The sequence below is a fragment of the Actinomadura latina NBRC 106108 genome (assembly GCF_001552195.1).
Classification (GTDB): Bacteria; Actinomycetota; Actinomycetes; order Streptosporangiales; family Streptosporangiaceae; genus Spirillospora; species Spirillospora latina.
The window spans coordinates 90086-107276 of record NZ_BCQS01000019.1 but is presented as its reverse complement, the minus strand read 5'-3'; the positions used below and the strand labels follow the sequence as shown (position 1 = coordinate 107276).

The 17191-nt window shown below is 71.5% G+C and carries 25 protein-coding genes and 1 pseudogene; 17 read left to right on the top strand and 9 right to left on the bottom strand.

What is annotated here, in order from left to right; genetic code table 11:
* The first annotated feature begins 24 nt into the window (after window positions 1-24).
* The 3 genes from AL2_RS24390 to AL2_RS24380 are packed head-to-tail and all read left to right on the top strand — an operon-like array spanning window position 25 to window position 2229.
* The gene (locus tag AL2_RS24390; protein ID WP_067637299.1) at window positions 25-231 is read left to right on the top strand and encodes a hypothetical protein; all 207 of its coding nucleotides are present in this window, start codon (window positions 25-27) and stop codon (window positions 229-231) included.
* A gap of 17 nt (window positions 232-248) precedes the next feature.
* Window positions 249-1460 (top strand): low temperature requirement protein A, encoded by a 1212-nt coding sequence (locus tag AL2_RS24385; protein ID WP_067637297.1) that lies wholly within the window; start codon window positions 249-251, stop codon window positions 1458-1460.
* A gap of 22 nt (window positions 1461-1482) precedes the next feature.
* The gene (locus AL2_RS24380) at window positions 1483-2229 is read left to right on the top strand and encodes a TVP38/TMEM64 family protein (protein ID WP_067637295.1); all 747 of its coding nucleotides are present in this window, start codon (window positions 1483-1485) and stop codon (window positions 2227-2229) included.
* A 23-nt stretch (window positions 2230-2252) separates the two neighbouring features.
* Here AL2_RS24380 and AL2_RS24375 read toward each other — a convergent pair whose 3' ends face one another.
* The 3 genes from AL2_RS24375 to AL2_RS24365 are packed head-to-tail and all read right to left on the bottom strand — an operon-like array spanning window position 2253 to window position 4128.
* Window positions 2253-2579 carry a hypothetical protein gene (locus AL2_RS24375; RefSeq protein ID WP_067637293.1) on the bottom strand — a complete coding sequence of 109 codons (327 nt, stop codon included), beginning with the start codon at window positions 2577-2579 and terminating at the stop codon, window positions 2253-2255.
* A gap of 27 nt (window positions 2580-2606) precedes the next feature.
* A complete protein-coding gene (locus AL2_RS24370; RefSeq protein WP_067637291.1) occupies window positions 2607-3743 on the bottom strand; it encodes an NAD(P)/FAD-dependent oxidoreductase in 1137 nt (378 codons plus the stop codon).
* A gap of 31 nt (window positions 3744-3774) precedes the next feature.
* On the bottom strand, window positions 3775-4128 hold the full coding sequence (locus AL2_RS24365; protein WP_210748086.1) for a metal-sulfur cluster assembly factor: 354 nt from the start codon (window positions 4126-4128) through the stop codon (window positions 3775-3777).
* A gap of 85 nt (window positions 4129-4213) precedes the next feature.
* On the opposite strand from AL2_RS24365, the gene AL2_RS24360 reads away from it, so the two are divergent.
* The gene (locus AL2_RS24360; protein ID WP_067637289.1) at window positions 4214-4666 is read left to right on the top strand and encodes a hemerythrin domain-containing protein; all 453 of its coding nucleotides are present in this window, start codon (window positions 4214-4216) and stop codon (window positions 4664-4666) included.
* Window positions 4667-4717: 51 nt separating this feature from the next.
* Here AL2_RS24360 and AL2_RS24355 read toward each other — a convergent pair whose 3' ends face one another.
* A complete protein-coding gene (locus AL2_RS24355; RefSeq protein WP_210748085.1) occupies window positions 4718-5164 on the bottom strand; it encodes a DUF2249 domain-containing protein in 447 nt (148 codons plus the stop codon).
* 137 nt (window positions 5165-5301) lie between these two features.
* Between AL2_RS24355 and fdxA the strand changes: the two genes are divergently transcribed.
* Both fdxA and AL2_RS24345 read left to right on the top strand, forming a co-directional pair.
* Window positions 5302-5643 (top strand): ferredoxin, encoded by a 342-nt coding sequence (fdxA, locus tag AL2_RS24350; RefSeq protein WP_067637287.1) that lies wholly within the window; start codon window positions 5302-5304, stop codon window positions 5641-5643.
* A 165-nt stretch (window positions 5644-5808) separates the two neighbouring features.
* Entirely contained in the window at window positions 5809-6315 is a 507-nt protein-coding gene (locus AL2_RS24345) for a hypothetical protein (protein WP_067637285.1), read from the top strand.
* A 51-nt stretch (window positions 6316-6366) separates the two neighbouring features.
* On the opposite strand, the gene AL2_RS24340 is transcribed toward AL2_RS24345, so the two are convergent.
* Window positions 6367-6798 carry an SPW repeat protein gene (locus tag AL2_RS24340; protein WP_067637283.1) on the bottom strand — a complete coding sequence of 144 codons (432 nt, stop codon included), beginning with the start codon at window positions 6796-6798 and terminating at the stop codon, window positions 6367-6369.
* A gap of 265 nt (window positions 6799-7063) precedes the next feature.
* Between AL2_RS24340 and AL2_RS24335 the strand changes: the two genes are divergently transcribed.
* The 4 genes from AL2_RS24335 to AL2_RS24320 all read left to right on the top strand — a co-directional run bounded on the left by AL2_RS24335 (window position 7064) and on the right by AL2_RS24320 (window position 11484).
* Window positions 7064-7906, top strand: a complete 843-nt coding sequence (locus tag AL2_RS24335) for an SAM-dependent methyltransferase (RefSeq protein WP_245666878.1) — start codon at window positions 7064-7066, stop codon at window positions 7904-7906.
* Window positions 7907-7970: 64 nt separating this feature from the next.
* On the top strand, window positions 7971-10484 hold the full coding sequence (locus AL2_RS24330) for a tetratricopeptide repeat protein (protein ID WP_067637278.1): 2514 nt from the start codon (window positions 7971-7973) through the stop codon (window positions 10482-10484).
* Entirely contained in the window at window positions 10481-10831 is a 351-nt protein-coding gene (locus tag AL2_RS24325; RefSeq protein WP_067637276.1) for a hypothetical protein, read from the top strand. The genes AL2_RS24330 and AL2_RS24325 overlap by 4 nt, the downstream gene beginning before the upstream one ends.
* On the top strand, window positions 10828-11484 hold the full coding sequence (locus tag AL2_RS24320) for a hypothetical protein (RefSeq protein WP_067637274.1): 657 nt from the start codon (window positions 10828-10830) through the stop codon (window positions 11482-11484). Before AL2_RS24325 ends, AL2_RS24320 begins: the two co-directional genes overlap by 4 nt.
* A 55-nt stretch (window positions 11485-11539) precedes the next feature.
* Here the strand turns inward: AL2_RS24320 and AL2_RS24315 are convergent, their stop codons facing one another.
* Together AL2_RS24315 and AL2_RS37660 are read right to left on the bottom strand one after the other, a co-directional pair.
* Window positions 11540-12022, bottom strand: a complete 483-nt coding sequence (locus tag AL2_RS24315; RefSeq protein WP_067637510.1) for an SgcJ/EcaC family oxidoreductase — start codon at window positions 12020-12022, stop codon at window positions 11540-11542.
* A gap of 146 nt (window positions 12023-12168) precedes the next feature.
* On the bottom strand, window positions 12169-12429 hold the full coding sequence (locus AL2_RS37660; protein WP_157438333.1) for a hypothetical protein: 261 nt from the start codon (window positions 12427-12429) through the stop codon (window positions 12169-12171).
* A 714-nt stretch (window positions 12430-13143) separates the two neighbouring features.
* Between AL2_RS37660 and AL2_RS24310 the strand changes: the two genes are divergently transcribed.
* The 3 genes from AL2_RS24310 (at window position 13144) to AL2_RS24300 (ending at window position 15030) form a co-directional block, all read left to right on the top strand.
* A complete protein-coding gene (locus tag AL2_RS24310; protein ID WP_168444667.1) occupies window positions 13144-13968 on the top strand; it encodes a helix-turn-helix domain-containing protein in 825 nt (274 codons plus the stop codon).
* Between the two features lie 2 nt (window positions 13969-13970).
* Complete coding sequence (locus tag AL2_RS39380) at window positions 13971-14336, top strand: DUF397 domain-containing protein (protein WP_067637269.1); 366 nt, start codon at window positions 13971-13973, stop codon at window positions 14334-14336.
* 307 nt (window positions 14337-14643) lie between these two features.
* Window positions 14644-15030 carry a VOC family protein gene (locus AL2_RS24300; RefSeq protein ID WP_067637508.1) on the top strand — a complete coding sequence of 129 codons (387 nt, stop codon included), beginning with the start codon at window positions 14644-14646 and terminating at the stop codon, window positions 15028-15030.
* Window positions 15031-15041: 11 nt separating this feature from the next.
* Here the strand turns inward: AL2_RS24300 and AL2_RS24295 are convergent.
* Window positions 15042-15410: pseudogene (locus AL2_RS24295) on the bottom strand (zinc-binding dehydrogenase); the annotation flags it as partial.
* 75 nt (window positions 15411-15485) lie between these two features.
* Between AL2_RS24295 and AL2_RS37655 the strand changes: the two are divergent.
* From AL2_RS37655 to AL2_RS24285, 3 genes are all read left to right on the top strand, one after another.
* Complete coding sequence (locus AL2_RS37655; protein WP_157438332.1) at window positions 15486-15740, top strand: hypothetical protein; 255 nt, start codon at window positions 15486-15488, stop codon at window positions 15738-15740.
* A 230-nt stretch (window positions 15741-15970) separates the two neighbouring features.
* Window positions 15971-16168, top strand: a complete 198-nt coding sequence (locus AL2_RS37650) for a hypothetical protein (RefSeq protein ID WP_067637267.1) — start codon at window positions 15971-15973, stop codon at window positions 16166-16168.
* Between the two features lie 8 nt (window positions 16169-16176).
* Window positions 16177-16377 (top strand): hypothetical protein, encoded by a 201-nt coding sequence (locus AL2_RS24285; protein ID WP_067637264.1) that lies wholly within the window; start codon window positions 16177-16179, stop codon window positions 16375-16377.
* 23 nt (window positions 16378-16400) lie between these two features.
* Here AL2_RS24285 and AL2_RS24280 read toward each other — a convergent pair whose 3' ends face one another.
* Window positions 16401-16628 (bottom strand): hypothetical protein, encoded by a 228-nt coding sequence (locus tag AL2_RS24280; RefSeq protein WP_218003702.1) that lies wholly within the window; start codon window positions 16626-16628, stop codon window positions 16401-16403.
* A 267-nt stretch (window positions 16629-16895) separates the two neighbouring features.
* On the opposite strand from AL2_RS24280, the gene AL2_RS24275 reads away from it, so the two are divergent.
* A complete protein-coding gene (locus AL2_RS24275) occupies window positions 16896-17099 on the top strand; it encodes a cold-shock protein (RefSeq protein ID WP_024936225.1) in 204 nt (67 codons plus the stop codon).
* The last annotated feature ends 92 nt before the right edge of the window (window positions 17100-17191 follow it).

Sequence of the window (17191 nt, the reverse complement as noted above, 5' to 3'; positions counted from 1 at the left end):
GCCCCGGCCGCGCGAGGAGAGGGAATGAGCATGAACGGTGACAGGGAGTTCGAGGTCGAGCTCGAAGCCGAGATCAAGGTGGAACTGACCATGGTCCAGTCGAGCGGTGCGGAGGAGGCCGCCGGCGCACCCCCCTCCGAGTGGCTGTTCGACCCGGCGGACGCCGAGCGCGACGAAGCCGGCCTGCGCAACCTCCTCGGCGCGCTGGAGGCGCTGGAGGGCGACACGTGAATCGTCTCCGGGTGCGGATGAGTGCGCGCCCGGTCGACGAGCCGCACCGCGCCGCGAGCCCGCTGGAGCTGCTGTTCGACCTGACCTTCGTGGTCGCGATCGCGGCCGTCACGGCGCGCCTCGCGCACGACATCGCCGGCGGGCACGCCGCCGGCGGGCTCGTCCCCTTCCTCCAGGTCTTCTTCGCGGTGTGGTGGGCCTGGATGAACTTCACCTGGTTCGCCTCGTCCTACGACACCGACGACGTCGCCTACCGGCTGCTGACCATGGTGCAGATGGCCGGCGTGCTGGTCCTCGCCGCCGGCGTGCCGGCCGCGATCGACCACGCCGACTACCGCGGCGTGACGTTCGGTTACCTGATCATGCGGATCGGGCTGAGCGCCCAGTGGCTGCGCGCCGGCATCGAGGACCCGGCGGGCCGCCGCACCGCGCTGCGCTACGCCGCCGGCATCTCCCTCCTGCAGGTGGGGTGGCTGCTGCGGCTGCTGTTCGCCGAGACCGGCGTCCTGCCGTCGTCCGCCCTGGTGCCGGTCTTCGCCGGGCTGGCCGTCCTCGAACTGGCGGTGCCGCCCTGGGCGGAACGGGCGGCGCCCACCTCCTGGCATCCGCACCACATCGCCGAGCGGTACGGCCTCTTCACGATCATCCTGCTCGGCGAGAGCGTCCTCGCCGCGACCCGCGGCGTCGCGGGAGCGCTCGCGGAGGGCGAGATCAGCAGCCCGTTCCTCATGATCGCCGTATCCGGACTGGTCGTGCTGTTCGCGCTCTGGTGGCTCTACTTCCTGGCGCCGGCCGGCGACGGCCTCAGGGACCGCCGCCACCGCTCCTACCTGTGGGGATACGGCCACTACGGCATCTTCGCGGCGCTCGCGGCGCTCGGCGCCGGCCTCGAGGTCGCGGTCGAGCAGACAGGCCACCACATCCCGGCGTCCCCGCTGGCGATCTGCTACGCCGTGGCGATCCCGCTCAGCGTGTTCCTGGGCCTGCTCTGGCTCGTCCACGCGTCGATCGTGGCGGAGCCCCTCGCCCATCCCGCCGCGGTCGCGGGCTGCGTCACCGCGATCCTGCTGCTCCCGCAGGCGGCGCCGCGGCTGGGAGCGGCCGCGGTGATCGCCGCGTTCGCCGCGATCTGCGTCCTGCTGACCGCGGCCACCATCGCGTCCGAGCGCGAAGGGAGCCGGGACTTGGGATACGGCCGCGGTTCCGATGAAATGGGGGAGCACACCTAACGCAGCCCGGCAGGGAGCACACATGAGCCGCGAGTCCGCCGCGCCGGCCCCGTCCACGCCGCCTCCGGCCGGGCGGCCGGGCGAGGGCCGGGCCCGGGGTGCGCTCGTGAAACTGCTGGTCCTGGGCGCGATCCTGCTCGGGTTCGGGGTGCTGGTGGTGCTGACCGGCGGCGCGCTGTGGGAGAACGTCAGCGGCTGGGTCGAGTCGCTCGGCCTGTGGGGGCCGCCGGTCTTCGCGCTGTGCTACGTCCTGGCGGTGGCGGCGCTGGTGCCCGGGTCGGTGCTGAACGCGTCCGCCGGAGCGCTCTTCGGCGTCGGCGTGGGCACGCTCGCGGTGCTCGCGGGGGCCACGGCGGGCGCCGCGCTCTCCTTCGGCCTGGCCCGGCTCCTGGGCCGCCCGGCCGTGGCCCGGTACACCGGGACGGGACGGCTCGCCCGCCTGGACGCCTTCCTGTCGCGCCGGGCCTTCGAGTCCGTCCTGGTCCTGCGCATGGCGTCGGTGTTCCCGTTCGGCGCGGTGAACTACGGCGCCGGCGTGGCCGGTGTGCGGTTCGCGCCCTACATCGCCGGGACCGCGCTCGGCATCGTTCCGGGCACGCTCGTCTACACCGGCCTCGGCGACGCGCTGCGCGAGCCCGGCTCCCCGCTGGTGTGGATCGCCCCCGCCGGCCTCGTCGTCCTCAGCGCGTTCAGCTGGTGGCTGGCGCGCCTCGTCCGCTCCCGCACGACCGGAGACCAGGCCGCCCCCGAAGACGCCCCCGCAGTCTGAAAGCCCCCTCCCGGGTCAGGGGGTCAGTCTTCGCTCCAGCCGTGTTTGCGGGCGAAGGCGAGGAGGCTCTCGCGGAGCTTGAGGATGTGGGCGCCGGTCAGGTCCGGGGCGGCCTCGAGGATCAGTTCGGTCAGCTCGACGCGCAGTTCCGCCGTGGTGAGGACGTCGCAGAGCCCCTCGTCGTCGGCCGGGGCGGACGCGCGGCCGGAGGTGGCGAAGGACGGGGCGCGGTCGCCGATGACGCTCACGTCGAACGCCTTCAGGCCGCGCTCGCCGTCGATTCTGCCGAAATGCGCGGTGGGATCACGACCGCGCCGCGTCGTCCCGGCCGTCAGCCCCAGAGTATCCAATCGGGCGCGCTCGGCCGGGGTCGGAGATCAGGAATCACCGATGCGGGCCGGTGACCGCGTCGGCCGGTCCGGACGGTAGCGGGCCAGGGCCGGTTCGTCCTCGTGGAGGTCGCCGGCGATCAGGTCGGCCAGGTGGGGGCCGAGGGTCATGCCGCTGTGGGTGACGGCGGTGTAGAGGCCCGGGGCGTGCCGTCCGATGAGCGGGAATCCGTCGGCGGGCAGCGGCCGCACGCAGCGATGGACCTCCGCGATGCGGGCCCTGAGGGAGGGGATGAGCGCGCGGGCGCGGTCGAGGAGTTCGGCGGCGCGGGAGTCCAGTTCGGAGCGGGGCGTGGTGAGGTCGGTCGCGGTGTCCAGGTCACCGGCCTCCAGAACCAGCCGGTGCTCCGGGGTGGGACGGACGTCGATGCCGGGGGAGTGGACGACGCCGTTGATCAGACCGGGCGCCGCCGGGGTCGTGGTGGCGGTGAGGCCGGGCGCCTCCGACCCGGGCGCCGCGGTGTCCACCATGGGCAGGCGAAGACCGGCGGTGGCGAGCAGGGCGGGGCTGCGCCAGCCCGCCGCGCAGATCGTGAGGTCGGCGTCCAGGTCGTCGCCGGTGGCCAGCCGGACGCCGGTGACGCGGTCGCCGCGCAGGTTGAGGCGGTCGGCGGATGTCCCGGTGATCAGCCGTGCTCCGGCGGTGCGGGCACGTTCGACGAGGGCCGCCACCGCGTCGGGGCCGTGCACGTATCCCTCGTCGGGGTAGCGGACGATGAGCGCTCCGGAGGCCGGGCGCAGGGCCGGTTCCACGTCGCGCAGCCGGGCGCCGGTGATCTGCGCGGCGGCATAGCCGAGGCGGGACAGCCGCGCCGCCCGGTCGGCCAGCTCGGCCTTGGCGTCGTCGGCGACGGCCCAGGCGGTGTTGCCCGTGATCCGGAACCAGTCCGGGTCGCCGAACCCGGCGGCCAGGCGGCGCCACGTGCCCAGCGCCGCGACGCGCAGGGAATGGTAGGCGGGGTCGGACGGGTCGTTGGCGTTGAGCCAGGCGAAGCTCGCGCCGGACGTCCCCGCGCCCGGCCGGTCCCGTTCGACCAGCGTCACGCCGGTGGCGTTCGTCCCGCGGCTGAGCCGGTCGGCCAGGGCGGCGCCGATGATGCCGCCGCCGACGATGACGATGCGCACCCGTCCAGAGTCGCATGTTCCGGCCGGTCGGTCACCTGCGCCAGCCGAGCATGTCCTTCGCGGCGTCGGTCATCATCTCCGGTTCCCAGACCGGCTCCCACACGATCTCCGTCTCGACCTCGCGGACGCCGGGCGCGCCCCACAGCGCGGCGCGGATGGTGTCCTCGAAGTAGCCGCTGAGCGGGCAGGCGGGCGTGGTCATCGTCATCCGCACCTGTGCCACCCCGTCGGTCACGCCGACGCCGTAGACGAGGCCGAGATCGATGATGTTGACGCCGAGTTCCGGGTCCAGGACCTCCCGCAGCATCTCGCGGAGCAACTGCGTGTCGGGCGTGTCGTCGAGCCATGCCGTCATCGGCCGGCCCGCGGTTGTGGGCTCGCTCATCTCATCGTGTCCTCTCCATCCCCTAGTTTTTACAGAGACTGCTGTATAAAAACAAGGGACAGCTGAGGAGTGAGGGAGAGGCCACATGGGAACCGAGATGCTGGCGGCGGCGCTGGAGCGCGAGCACCACGAGATCGACGAGGGGATCGAGGCGTTCACGGCGAGCGGCGGGCAGGACGCCGCGCCGCTCAAGCGCGCGCTGGACGCGCTGCGCCGCCACATCTACCTCGAAGAGGAGTTCCTGTTCCCGCCGCTGCGGGACGCGGGCCTGATGGCGCCGATCTTCGTCATGCTGCGCGAGCACGGCGAGATCTGGCGCACGATGGACCGGCTGGAGGACGAGGCCGGCGGGGACGCCGGGCCCGCCACCGCCCGGGAGCTGCTCGCCGTCCTGGAGCGGCACAACTCCAAGGAGGAGCCGATCATCTACCCGCAGGCCGACGCGGTGCTGCCCCCCGAGGCGGCCGATCACCTGCACCGCTTCATCGCGTCCGGCCGGACGCCGGAGGGCTGGGTCTGCCAGGGCGCCAAGGCGTGAGACACGGCAGAGCGGCCCGGTCGCGATGACCGGGCCGCCCGTCCTGCGTGCTCAGGCGGCGGTGCGCCCGATGCGGACCCGCCAGGTCTCCGGCCCCTCCTCCTGGTAGTCCCAGGTGAACTCCCCGTCGTGCTCGGCGGCGAACTGGTAGTACAGCGGCTTCGGGTCGTGGTCGTTGATGAGCACGAAGCCCTCCCCGGCGCCGAGCGAGGTCCACGTCTCGAAGATCAGACTGTGGCGGCGCGCGGGGGCCTCGGAGCGGACGTCGAGCGGACGGTCCTCAGCGGTCAAGGCGGTCTCCTTCGCAGTGTCGTTCTGTTCGCCCTCGGGCAGGCGGGCCAGGTAGTGCATGACGCCGTTGAGCCGTTCGGCCTCGGCGGGATGCTCGTGGCGCAGCACCGACCAGCCGTCGGCGGCGAGCCGGCTCGCCTGGTCGGGGTGGCCCGCCTGGCCCAGCGCGCGGACCGCGCGGGAGAGCAGCCGGGTCAGTGCCGCCACCGGCTCAGCGGCCGCGGCGGGCGGATCTACCGTGGTCGTCGGACCCACCTCCCTGGGTTCATCCAGCCCTGGATTGTTTATACAGGAACAATAGTGCAAAATGGAGTGCGCTATCAACGTGGCTGAGGAGACCCGTCGTGACCTACGTGATCGGTGAGCCGTGCATCGATGTGATGGACCGCGCCTGCGTCGACGAGTGCCCGGTCGACTGCATCTACGAGGGCGAACGCTCGCTCTACATCCATCCGGACGAGTGCGTCGACTGCGGTGCCTGCGAGCCGGTCTGCCCGGTCGAGGCGATCTACTACGAGGACGACCTGCCGGCGTCGCTGGAGCCCTACCGCGAGGACAACGCCCGGTTCTTCACCGAGACCCTGCCGGGCCGGGACGAGCCGCTCGACACCCCCGGCGGCGCGACCAAGCTCGGCGCCCTCGGCGTGGACACCCCGCTCGTGGCGTCCCATCCCCGTCCCGAATGACCGCCGTCCCGAATGACCGCCGCCTCCGGGCCGCTCCGCCGCCCGCCCGGCACGTGATTGAAGGATGAACTGTTAAGCACATTTAAGTTGATCTTGACGGGCGAGCCTCCCTAGGGTCGTGCGTGATCGATGAAGTCCAGCCCCGCGGGGGGAACGGGAGATCACGTGAAGCAGCGGATGGGCCGAATCGTGGTGGCGGGCATGGCCGCGACATCGCTGGCCGGGCTCGGCACGCTGGTGGCGGCGGGCTCCGCCAACGCCACCGACTCCAAGTGCGCGACCAGCACGAAGGAGTATCCGACCAACGGCTACAACGCGGACATCAAGGTCGAGCTCTGCATCAGCCGCAACTGGGGCGGGTCCGGCGGCAGCAACAGCTACACCTGGGCCTGGGCCAAGGTGACCTGGGGCGACTCGGGCGCGGGCAAGTTCGAGAACTTCGACGTCCAGGTCCGGATCGAGCAGAACGACGCCGACATCAAGACCAGGACGTGCGATTTCACCTCGGCGGTGAACGGCAGCAGTTCCGGTTCCCAGACCTGCCGGCTGCCCAGTTCCGGTTCGTACGTGAACATCAGCGGCAATACCGCCGACGGGCATGTCGTCGCCAACGTCAACGACGACGGCGAGGGCAACCACACCTGGGACCTGCAGGGCACCGGAAAGATCTGAGCGGTCAGGGCCGGCGCTGGGCGCCGGCCCTGACCCTGTCGGATGCGCGGTCTAGACGTGCTTGCGCATGGTCGCCACGCCCATCGCGGCCGCCCCGAAGACGACGGCGATCGCCCCCGTCACGACGTTGCTCCAGATGGTCGAGGTCGTGGACATGTCACCGGCCACCACCCAGGGTGCGATGATCGTCCAGATCCCGATGACCGGGGCCACCCACGTCATGGTGTGGGTGCGGCCGTAGGCGGACGCGAAGCCGGCGGCGAGCAGGGCCAGCGCCACCCCCACGATCAGGTTGTTGACCGTGAGGTTGGTCAGCCCGCTGAACCCGACGATCCACGGGGACGCCGCCAGGTACAGGCCCGTGAGGGCGATCACACCGTTCACGCCCTGCGCGACGGGGGTCTCCGCCGCGGCCTCGTACCGGGCGCGCATCTCGACGATGTCGGGGTGCTGCTCGATGCTTCCCGCAGGATGAGTGGTCATGGGTTCTCTCCCCTTCCTCTCGTCGTCCCCACGGCTCGGCGATCCGGCCCTTGGTGCGGGCCGTTGTATCGCCTCGCGATACTTCTAACCGCCCTGCCGTGCCCCTAACGTCCTCTACCAAGATTTTTCCGAACCGCCCTTGACCGGCCCTCCCGCATGGGCTAACTGGCGGGTTCTCCGATGTGCAGGGCGGGACGGAGCGGGCCGGGATAGCATGTCCGGGAAGATCGGTTATCTCCGGATATGTAAATAGGGCGGGGTTCTGGTGGCGCAAGACGATCCATGGCCGGGCGACCACGCACCGTCCCTCGACCTGCGGACCGACGTCCCGCACTCGGCCCGCATGTACGACTACTACCTCGGCGGCAAGGACAACTTCTCCGCCGACCGCGAGGCCGCCGACCAGGTCCTGCAGATCTTCCCCGACGTGGCCACCGGCGCCCGCGCCAACCGCCGCTTCCTCGGCCGCGCCGTCCGGCTGGCGGCCTCGATGGGCATCCGCCAGTACCTCGACATCGGCACCGGCATCCCGGCGGCCGACAACACCCACGAGGTCGCCCAGTCCGTCGCGTCCGACTCCCGCGTCGTCTACGTCGACAACGACCCGATCGTCCTGACGCACGCCCGCGCCCTGCTGGCCGGCACGCCCGAGGGCCGTACCGCCTACCTGGACGCCGACTACCGCGACCACGAGAAGATCCTCGGCGCCCCGGAAACGCACGAGCTGATCGACTTCACCCGGCCGGTGGCCCTGATCACCGTCGCGCTGCTCCACTTCGTCCCCGACGAGGACGACCCGGGCGGCGTCCTGGAGCGCTACAAGGCCGCCATGCCGCCGGGCAGCGTGATGATCTTCTCGCACTCCACCACCGATCTGGCGCCGGACCCGGAGGAGGCCGCGGCCGTGGTCCGCACCTACCGGGCCGCCGGGGTCAACCTGACGCCGCGCACCCGCGACCGCATCACCGGGTTCTTCACCGGCTGGGACCTCGTCGATCCGGGCGTCGTCCCGGTCACCGACTGGCGCCCGGACGGCAACCCCCACGACGCCGCCCTGACCCAGGCCCAGGCCGGCGCCTTCGGCGGCGTAGCCGTCAAACCCGCCTGACCAGGTCCGGCTCACCTGCCGCTTTCGCCCCGTACCGCCGGTGCGCAGCGGACAGGATGTGCGCATGGACGAAGTGTCGAGGATCCTCTACCGGGCGTGGACGGGCGCGACGGAACGCGCCGACGCCCTCCGCGCGCTCGACGGCGTCAAGGTTCCCGGACGGGTCGAACTCCGTTCGAGGTTCCTGCATCTGCGCGACGCGGCGGCCGTCCTGCCCGCGACGCTCGGCGAGTCCCTCGACGAGGCGCGCTGGCAGGAGGTCATCCGCCTGGAGCACGAGGGCGACGTCGCGCTCGGCCGCGTTCCGGGCGAGGCCGCCGGGCCGTTCCGGGACCTGGCCGGCCTGGAGCACTCCGTCCGTCTGAGGGTCGTCACCGTCCACGCCCTGTTCGGCCTGGGGGACGCCGCCAGGCAGTTGGACGACGACAGGTGCCTGGACCTTTTCGGCGAGGCGATCGACGTCGCCCGCACGGACGGCTACCGTCCCGGCCTCGTCCGCGCCCTCGTCTCCTGCGGCTACGCGCTGATGGTGAAGGCGGCGCTGGTGGAGGCCGGCGCGCATTTCGAGGAGGCGGCCCGGCTGGCGGCGGAACTGGACGACCGGGTCTACCGGGCCAACGCGCTGCTCGGCCTCGGCGAGACGCGGATGCGGCAGCGGGACCTGCCCGCCGCGCGGCGCCACATGTGGGCGGCCCGGCGCGCCTTCGCGCGGCTCGGCTCGCCCATCGGCCTCGGCAACGTGCACGAGCGGCTGGCGTCGGTGTTCAAGAGCGAGGGCCGCCTGGGGGACGCGGGCGACATGCTGCGCGAGGCCGAGGTGAACTTCGAGGCCGCCGGAACCGTCATCGGTCGGGTCAACGTGCTGGAGCAGATCGGCGACGTCGCGGTGGCCGGCGCGCGGTACGGCGAGGCCCGGGAGGCGTACCGGCGGGCCGAGCGGGAGGCCGCGCGGCACGGCTACCGGCGCGGCCGGCTCAACGCCCTGGACGGCCTCGCCCGGACGGCCAGGGAGGAGGGCGACTGGCCCGCCGCGGAGGACCTCTACCGCGAGGTCCTGGGCGGGTACCGGGAGATGGAGGACGTCGTCGGCACCGTCCGGGCCTTCGACGGCCTGGCGCTGAGCCGCGGCGTCAACGCCGGGCCGGCGGCGGAGGTGGCCGAGCGCGTCAGGTCGGTCCAGGAGCTGGAGCGGTTGCGGGCGGGCAGCGACCGCCACGACGTCCAGGTGGAGTACCGGAACCGGTTCACCGGGATGTACGGGGCGGCGCTGCGCTGCGCCGTCGACCTCGCCCATCTGGACGCCGTCGTCTACCTGCTGGAATGCCTGGCCGGACGGCGGCTGGCCGGGATGGTGGAAGAGGACGCGCGGGTCCCGGGCGACGGGCTCGCCGCGCACATGCTGGCCCGCGCCGACCAGCGCCTCCTGGGCAGGCTGCCGCTGCCCGGCGGGACGTCCCGGCAGGAGCGCGTGAAACGGCTGCTGGGCGCCACCGCCCTGCGCGACGGACTCACCGGCCACGCCGCCGCGGAAGCCGACGACGCGGCCGCCGCCCTGTACCTTCCCGCCGACCCCGCCGAGGCGAGCGACCTGCTGGGCGCGGTCCCGCCCGGCTGCCACATCCTCTTCTGCGGGTACGGCCTGACCGGCACCCCGGAGCCGGAGCTGGCCTGGCTGTGGCGCGACCCGTCCGGCGCCACCGCCTGCGGCCGCGCCCCCGCGACCGGGCCTCTCCGCCGGCTCATCGACCGCGCCGGCGCCCCGAGCGTGGTGGAACGCCTCGGCCCGTCCGTACGCGCCCCCTCCTGGGCGGACGTCCTCCCGCCCGGCCTGGCCGAGGCGCTCGACGGCACCGGACTCGCCGAGCTCGTCGTCCTGCCGATCGGCGCGATGTGGCGGCTGCCCTGGCCCGCCGTCCAGTTGCCGTCCGGGCGCGTCTTGGCCGGACATGTCCGGCTCAGACTCTGCCCGTCGCTGACCGTGCACCGGGCCCTCGTGCGCCGGACGGCCGCCGCCGGAGCTGGGACCACCGGCGGGCGGATGTCCTGGCGGAACCCGGACCTGTCCGCCCACGAACTCGCGGCCGCTGCGGGCTGGGAGGCGGCATCGAACCCGTCCGACGTCCGGACGGCCCTGTTGAACGGTGGACCGGACCTGCTCGCCGTCGTCGCGCACGGCCGCCACAACGGCGGTGCCGTCTACCTTGAACTCGCCCCCGGTGAGGTGCTTCCGCTCGCCGACATGCTGACGGCCCGCCCGCCCCGGCGGCTCGCCCTGGTGTGCTGCTGGGGCGGTGCCCCGCCAGGCGACATCCCCGCCGATCCCGTCTCGTTCGGCCTGGTGGCGCTGCTGCGCGGCAGCCACGAGGTGCTGTCCTGCCTGGACGAGCTGGCAGACACCGCCGAGGCGACCATGCTGGTCAACCGGATCCTGCACCGCCTGGGCCGCCTGCCCATGCCCGAGGCGGTGCGCGATGCGTCCGAAACCCTGTTCAAGCACCCCGCCCTGCGCGCCCAGGCCCTCTACCATTGGGCGCCGCTCGTCTGCCTGGGCGCCTACACCGAGGGGAATGCCCGATGACCACACCCGTGCCCTGGAGCACGACCGGCGCATTCGACTACACCTGGACCGAGAAGGCGTACGACCTGCTCCTCGCAGGCCGCATCAAGGCGGAGGTGAAGGTCGTCGACGGCGTCGAGGTCAGCGTCATCACGGGCCCCTGCCCCCGGTGCGAGCACGACTTCACCGACGATCAGGTCCACACGGCCGTCACCGAGCGGGGCACCCTCGGCGCCGACCGGGTCGAGTCCGCGTTCAAGGAGATCGATCTGCGGTGCGACTGCGGCCGGGAGCACCCCGACCGCCCCGAGAACGGCAAGGGCTGCGGCATCGCCTACCGGGTCCCCGCCACCGTCGTGACGCCATGACGCCGCCGCCGAAGCCCGCCCGCGGCCCCGACCCGGCCGCGATGCGCGACGTCGACGACTTCGCCGCGCTGACCGCCGAGTCCGTCCGGAGCGTCCGGGAGAGCGCCGAACGCTGGCGCACCGGCATGGCCGCGCTGGTCACCCTCGTCACGACCGCGCTCCTGCTGAAGGGCCCGGAGAAGGCCGCCGACCTGCCGCTCCGCTGGCGCCTCACGCTGACGGTCCTGCTCGGCCTCGGCCTTGCGCTGGCCATCGCCGCGCTGTGGCGGGCCCTGCAGGCCGCCGCCGGCGAGCCGGGCCTCGTCCGGGCCGCCGACATCCGCGACCGCTACGTCACCGTCACCGCGTTCCGCGTGGCGCAAGCCCGGCGCGCGGCCGTCCAGCTCAAGCACGCCCGATGGCTCCTCGTCCCGGCCCTGGCCCTGCTGGCCGGCGCGATGCTCACCTGGTGGTGGGCGCCCCCGGCACCCGCCAAGCCGCTGATCAGCATCGACTACCGCCCGTCGGGGACGTCCGGTACGAGGACCGCCTGCGGCGAACTGACCTCCGCCGACGACCAGACGGCCGTCGTTGAAAGGCCCGGTACGTCCCGGCCCACTAAGATCGCCTTCTCTCAGATAGAGAACATGCGCGTCCCCGCCGCCTGCCCCTGAACGCCTTGTACTGGGGACCGGGCGTGGCAGGCGGGTGCGGTCACCGCCGTGCCGGTCAGCTCTGGCCGGGTGAGTTCTGGAGTATCTGGCGCAGTTCTTCGGTGTGCTGTTCGGCGAGTTCGGGTCGGCCGTGGTACTGAGCCGGGGTGTTCTGGAACAGCGCCACCCGCCATGTCCCGGACGCGTTCTGGGCGACCAGCGACTGGACGGCGTTCACCGCCGGATTCAGTTCGGTCTGTCCCGGCGGAACCATCCCCACGATGGCGCGCAGCAGGACCACTCCCTCGGCCAACTCCCGCACCTCCCGTACTTTCCACACATATGCGGCGGTCGGGTGGTCCGCGAAGATCGGAGTCAGATGGTCCTCCACGTCCGAGCCGTTCACCTGGCTGCCGTCGAAGCCGACCATGGCGCCCGCCGGGGCGAACTGCGCCGCATACCCACGGGCGTCGCGCCGGTTCCAGGCACCGAGCAGCTCTTCGTGCAGCGTGCGCACGGCTGCTTCGGGGGACTTCGCGTGTTCGGTCGTCCCGGGCATGTGCACCAGCATGACATCCCGCTCGGACAACCGGGCGCGGACGACCGCTGACATCGTCCATGATCGGGCCGAGCAGGGCGGCCTTGGAGGCCGCGCGGCGGGGGAGGGACGGGAGGGACCACCCCGGCCGCGCGGCGGCTTGATGGTCAGCGACGGGCGCGGGCCTTGAAGATCGTCTCGATGAGGGCTTCCGGGTCGGGGGCGTTGACGATCCTCCTTTGCGTCCCGCCGGGGATGAGTGCCCACCACTCTGCGGTGCGGGCGCCGTACCAGCAGATGACGCTGGAGCGTGCCTGCAGGTCGGCGATCGTCGTCGCGCGGGGCTGATCCGGGTGGGGCCGGGGAGCGGGACGCGGATGGTCGGCCGTGTCCCGCCGGTGGGTCTGGGCGGCGAGGGCGGCCGTCACATACGGCAGCAGGATCCGGGTGATCCGCTCGGCCGCGCGGGCGGGCTTGGTGTGCGGCCAGGTCCTCGCCCGTGCCCGACCGGTACCACCAGATCTCGGGCGTCGTTCCGGGGACGAGCGTGATGCTCTCCCCGAAGTCCGGGACGGCCGGGTCGAACACGCGCAGGAGCGGGCACGGGCCGTCGTATCGCGGGACGGCCTTCCAACCTTCCCGGATGACTTCCTGCGCAAGTCGGTCAAGGTGGACCGTAATGGAAGAAGTCGAGGCGCCGGCGTTCAGATTCTTTGGTTCGATCCACCGCATTAGCCTTGCACCCACTTACTGGGTTCGGACCTCCGCCGGGTGGGCGCGCGATTGAGTTCGTCTATGAGCGGCCTACGGAGTTCTTCTGCGGTGTTGCGTACCACGGTCGGGTCTATACCGGCCTTTGGGTCGTGCAGAGTGGCGACCCAATCGCCGAGCTTTCCGTCGTAGCGTGTCGCACGCCAGATTCGGTGACCCTGGAAGTCCTCGCGGAGCCGGGCCAACGCCTGGCCGGCGGGATTGACGGGCGTGTCCATGATCGTTTGGACTTTCGGTGTGGTTTCTCTCCGTTACCGCTCCAAATCTTCCTGTGATCGGGTTATCTTCTGGAAGAGCAAGAGGCCCACGGATGGAAATCTTCGGGCTCTGTTGGAAAGTGGCCCCCGCCTTTCGAAACCCCGGAGGTTCTCGTGCCCCGCCGCCCCCGCGACCCCGGCATCCCGTCCTCGCCGACCGAATACTTCGGTGTGGAACTGCGAACTTATCGGGAATCGTCCGGTTTGTCTCGTCCTCAGCTTGCGGAGAGGCTTGGGTATACGCCCCAGTGGATCGGGCAGATCGAGTCGGGCAGGAGCGCTCCCTCGGAAGACTTTGCCAAGGACTGCGGCTCCTTCTTCGAGACGAACGGGGCATTCCATCGCATTTGGAAGTGGAACCAGCAACTGGAACACATCCAAGTCGTGCCTCCGGGGTTCCGTCCCTTCATCGAGATCGAGCCAGAGGCGACCTACATGCGAATTTTCGAACCGCTTCTCATTCCTGGCCTACTCCAGACGGAGGAGTACGCAGGCAAGGTGCTCAGTGTCGGGCACCGAAGGGAAAGGGTGGAGGAGCTTCTCGCCGCGCGACTGGCGAGACGAGCCATTTTTGAAAGGGAGCGGCCTCCATGGTTGCTGATCATGCTCAGCGAGATCGCAGTCAGGAGCGTCGCAGCCGGGGCGGAGGTGATGCGTGGGCAGCTTGAGTACCTTCTTGAGCTGGCTCAACTGCCTCACGTCACGCTTCAGGTCATCCCGGCGAATGCGCCCGTCTTCCAGGCGGGCGAGATCATTCTTCTGAGCTTTGCCGACCGTCCAGATGTGGGCTTCGTCGATGCGGCCGGCGGCCACGGCCGGTTGATCGAAAGCCCGCATGATCTTGATGGGCTTGTCGTAGTCTTCGATCAAGTGAGGGCGTCGGCGTTGACGGCCGAAGAGTCAGAGCGCCTGATCGGAAGGGTCGTCGAGGAGTTGTGAAGATGTGGAACGTTGACGTCACCTGCTGGCGCAAGAGCAGTCACAGTGACTCTTCCGGGGGCTCCTGCGTTGAGGTTGGCTCAGTCGTGGCGGTGACGGCTGCACAGTGGCAGAAGAGCAGTCGCAGCACTCATACCGGTGACCAGTGCGTTGAGGTGGCGTCCATGGTTCCGGTGGCCGGTGCTGAGTGGCGGAAGAGTAGCCGCAGTACCGACACGGGCGGACAGTGCGTCGAGGTGGCGGACTTGGTGGCGGCGGTGGCGGTGCGGGACTCCAAGGACCCGGACGGCCCGAAGTTGGTGTTCGGCCCGTCCGTGTGGAAGACATTCGCGGACCGGATCAAGACCGGCACCCTCGACCTGGCCTGAGCTCCCCCCCACCTGAGCTGGCCCCGACATCCCTCCTTGGCAACCCGCGCTCGCCGGTCTGGAGACGGTGGCCCGCACGGGCGCGCCCGACGTGCATACGGCGCTGCGCACGGCCAGAGCGTCAATGCCCAGCTGCTGCTGTTCGCCGAGGACGCGGACGGGAGGGGGCTGCGGGTTCAGGGGCGTCGGTCGGCGTGCCGGTGAACATCGCGCCCTGCCGGAAGGCCGGACGGCGCGCCCGTGATCGTCATCGACGCCAGGTCGCGACGTGCTCGTCTGAAGACCTCGGCTTCGTAGACTCGTGCTCATGCTCAGACTCGGGTTCCCAGTGATCGGTGTGACCGATGTGCCGCGTGCGGTGGCGTTCTGGACGTCCGCCCTGGACTTGGTGGCGGCGACAGAGAGCGAGAGCCCGACCTGGCGGACACTGGAGCACGCGGATGGATCAGGCCAGGCCCTGGGCCTGATGCGCAGCGACTCGCCCGTCCAGGCGCATCCGCGTATCCATCTCGACCTGCTGGTGGACACGAAGGCCGAGCAGGAAGCCGAGGTCGCGCGTCTGATCGAGCTCGGGGCGACCAGACTCGACTGGGATCTGTATCCGCCGGATCCCGACTTCGTCGTCCTGGCCGACCCGGACGGCAACGCCTTCTGCGTGGTGGATCTCAGTTGGGCTCCGTCCGGCTCGGAGTGAGAAGCGCCCGGTCAGTGCACCAGGACGATCTTGCCGCGGGCGTGGCGGGCCTCGCTCATCTCGTGCGCGGCCGCGGCCTCGGCGAGCGGGAACGCCGCCGCGACCGGCACCCGCAACCTGCCCTGCGCGGCGAGCGCGACCGCGATCTGTAGGCCGTGCACCGCCTGAGCATCGGCCGACGCTCCGAGGGCCCCGGCCGCCTCGCCGGCCGGGACCCCGTGCGACATGTGCGCGCCGTGGGCCGCCGCGCCGAAGTCGGCGATCGTCACCACGCGCGCCGGGTCCCCGGCGATGGCGATCAGATCGGGTAGGGCGCCTCCGGCGCAGTCGAACACCGCGTCCACCCCGGCCGGTGCCGGCGCGCGGACCCGTCCGGCCATGTTCGCCTAGGCGTTCGCCGAGCAGATGGCCGTCTGCTCGGCGGTCGTGGACGAGGGCTTGGCGGCGTCCGACCCGTGGCGCGGGTTCTGCCTGGTGGTCGAGAACCTGCTGGAGACGCACGCCCGCGACCGCGGTTCCGCGCCTACGTCGCGCAACTGCCCCGGACGGCCGGCGTCACCGCCGACCGCGACCGTTCGCTGCGCATGCTGCTCGAACTCATCCGGCGCGCGAAGGCGGCGGGCGATCTGCACCCGGACATCGTGGTGGAGGACATCGCCCTCGCGATCATGGCGAACGACGGCATCCGCGCCGCCTCGCAGCGCTGCTGATCGAGTCGTTCCGCGCGGCCCCCGCCCCGCCCGAATTCATCGTCATGTCCGGCCGCCAGGAGATCGGCCGCACGGACACGACGCTCCTCACCGAGCGCGCCCACGGCCCCCGCGTCCTTGGTCCTGGCCGGGCACAGCCGGCAGGCCGTATGGAGCGACTGGAAGCGGCGGCACTGCCACGGCGAACCGTCCGACCGCCCAGGCAGGGCGTCGGCGCAAGACGGCCTTCGGTGGCTCCGGGTTCGCGCTCCGGCGGCGACGTCCGCTGGGGGACGTGGGCGGGGACGTGGGCGGGGACGTGGGCGGGGACGTGGGCGGGGACGTGGGCGGGGCTCAGCGTCAACGCCGTCCTCGTCGCGGCCGTCGCCGGGCGCACCGGCGAGAAGCAGCGGTTGAGGACGGATGCGTCCGGCTGCGGTCCGGCCTGACCCCCGCGATGGGGAAGGCGGGCACCGGCGACGCCGCCGACGGATTCTGCCCGCCCGACGCCGGCGAACGCGCCGTCCGCGGCCTGAAGTGCGACGAAGCGCTTCCGGCCGCCTCGCGACCGCACATGATCGCCGCCCGTCTCGCCGACCTCTGCGGCACCGGTGCCCTGACCGCGCTGTCGGGGCCGGTCCGCTTCGTCGCCGGCTGAGCGGGCCGCGGCTCAGCCGGGTCTCAGAGCTTGAAGAGCTTGGCGAAGGGGGCGAGGATCTTGACTCGCTGCGTCCCGAAGTCGACCAGGACGGACCGCCCGTCGTGGACCTCCAGGATGCGGCCGAGCCCGTACTTGTCGTGGGTGACCCGGTCGTCCGGTGCGAACACCTTCGCCGGCGGTGCCGCGGGCGGAGGCTTGAACGGGCTGGTGGGCAGGTGTCGCCGCCTGCCGGGTTCGGTGGATTTCACCCTCGCAGTATGCGCCTTCCCGGGCGGTGCCGGGGCCCTGTTCAGCAGGCGATATGGAATTCATCACAGTAAAACCCGGGCTCTGGCCCCGTCCCGCCGAGCATGTGGTAGCGTCGTAGTAGTTGCGGTTCCCAAGACATGTGCATGCGCCTGCGGATCTACTTCGGCAGGCGCATTTTTTGTTGCTCTGGAATTTCCGGATGGGCCATCGCGGCGTCCCCGGCCGTACAAGGTGTGCGTCCGGGTCCGACCAGAAGGAGAACGACCATGGCCACCGGTACCGTGAAGTGGTTCAACGCGGAAAAGGGCTTCGGCTTCATCGAGCAGGACGGCGGCGGCGCCGACGTCTTCGCCCACTACTCGAACATCGCCGCCCAGGGCTTCCGCGAGCTCCAGGAGGGCCAGAAGGTGTCCTTCGACATCACCCAGGGCCAGAAGGGCCTGCAGGCGGAGAACATCGTCCCCGCCTAGTGGCACGCCGTGCGGCGGGCGGCCTTCCGGGGCCCGCCCGCCGCGCGTTCGCGCCCCCCGCCGGCGGCCTGAGCGCCGCCGGCACCATTCCG

Bases quoted from the DNA above. Each gene is read 5' to 3' on its own strand.
- AL2_RS24390 (WP_067637299.1), top strand. From the start codon at position 25: ATGAGCATGAACGGTGACAGGGAGTTCGAGGTCGAGCTCGAAGCCGAG.
- AL2_RS24365 (WP_210748086.1), bottom strand. From the start codon at position 4,128: ATGAGCGAGCCCACAACCGCGGGCCGGCCGATGACGGCATGGCTCGAC.
- AL2_RS24275 (WP_024936225.1), top strand. From the start codon at position 16,896: ATGGCCACCGGTACCGTGAAGTGGTTCAACGCGGAAAAGGGCTTCGGC.
- AL2_RS24360 (WP_067637289.1), top strand. From the start codon at position 4,214: ATGGGAACCGAGATGCTGGCGGCGGCGCTGGAGCGCGAGCACCACGAG.
- AL2_RS24380 (WP_067637295.1), top strand. From the start codon at position 1,483: ATGAGCCGCGAGTCCGCCGCGCCGGCCCCGTCCACGCCGCCTCCGGCC.
- AL2_RS39380 (WP_067637269.1), top strand. From the start codon at position 13,971: ATGTGGAACGTTGACGTCACCTGCTGGCGCAAGAGCAGTCACAGTGAC.
- AL2_RS24315 (WP_067637510.1), bottom strand. From the start codon at position 12,022: ATGCCCGGGACGACCGAACACGCGAAGTCCCCCGAAGCAGCCGTGCGC.
- AL2_RS24325 (WP_067637276.1), top strand. From the start codon at position 10,481: ATGACCACACCCGTGCCCTGGAGCACGACCGGCGCATTCGACTACACC.
- AL2_RS24320 (WP_067637274.1), top strand. From the start codon at position 10,828: ATGACGCCGCCGCCGAAGCCCGCCCGCGGCCCCGACCCGGCCGCGATG.
- AL2_RS24330 (WP_067637278.1), top strand. From the start codon at position 7,971: ATGGACGAAGTGTCGAGGATCCTCTACCGGGCGTGGACGGGCGCGACG.
- AL2_RS24340 (WP_067637283.1), bottom strand. From the start codon at position 6,798: ATGACCACTCATCCTGCGGGAAGCATCGAGCAGCACCCCGACATCGTC.
- AL2_RS24285 (WP_067637264.1), top strand. From the start codon at position 16,177: ATGGGGAAGGCGGGCACCGGCGACGCCGCCGACGGATTCTGCCCGCCC.
- AL2_RS24300 (WP_067637508.1), top strand. From the start codon at position 14,644: ATGCTCAGACTCGGGTTCCCAGTGATCGGTGTGACCGATGTGCCGCGT.
- AL2_RS24385 (WP_067637297.1), top strand. From the start codon at position 249: ATGAGTGCGCGCCCGGTCGACGAGCCGCACCGCGCCGCGAGCCCGCTG.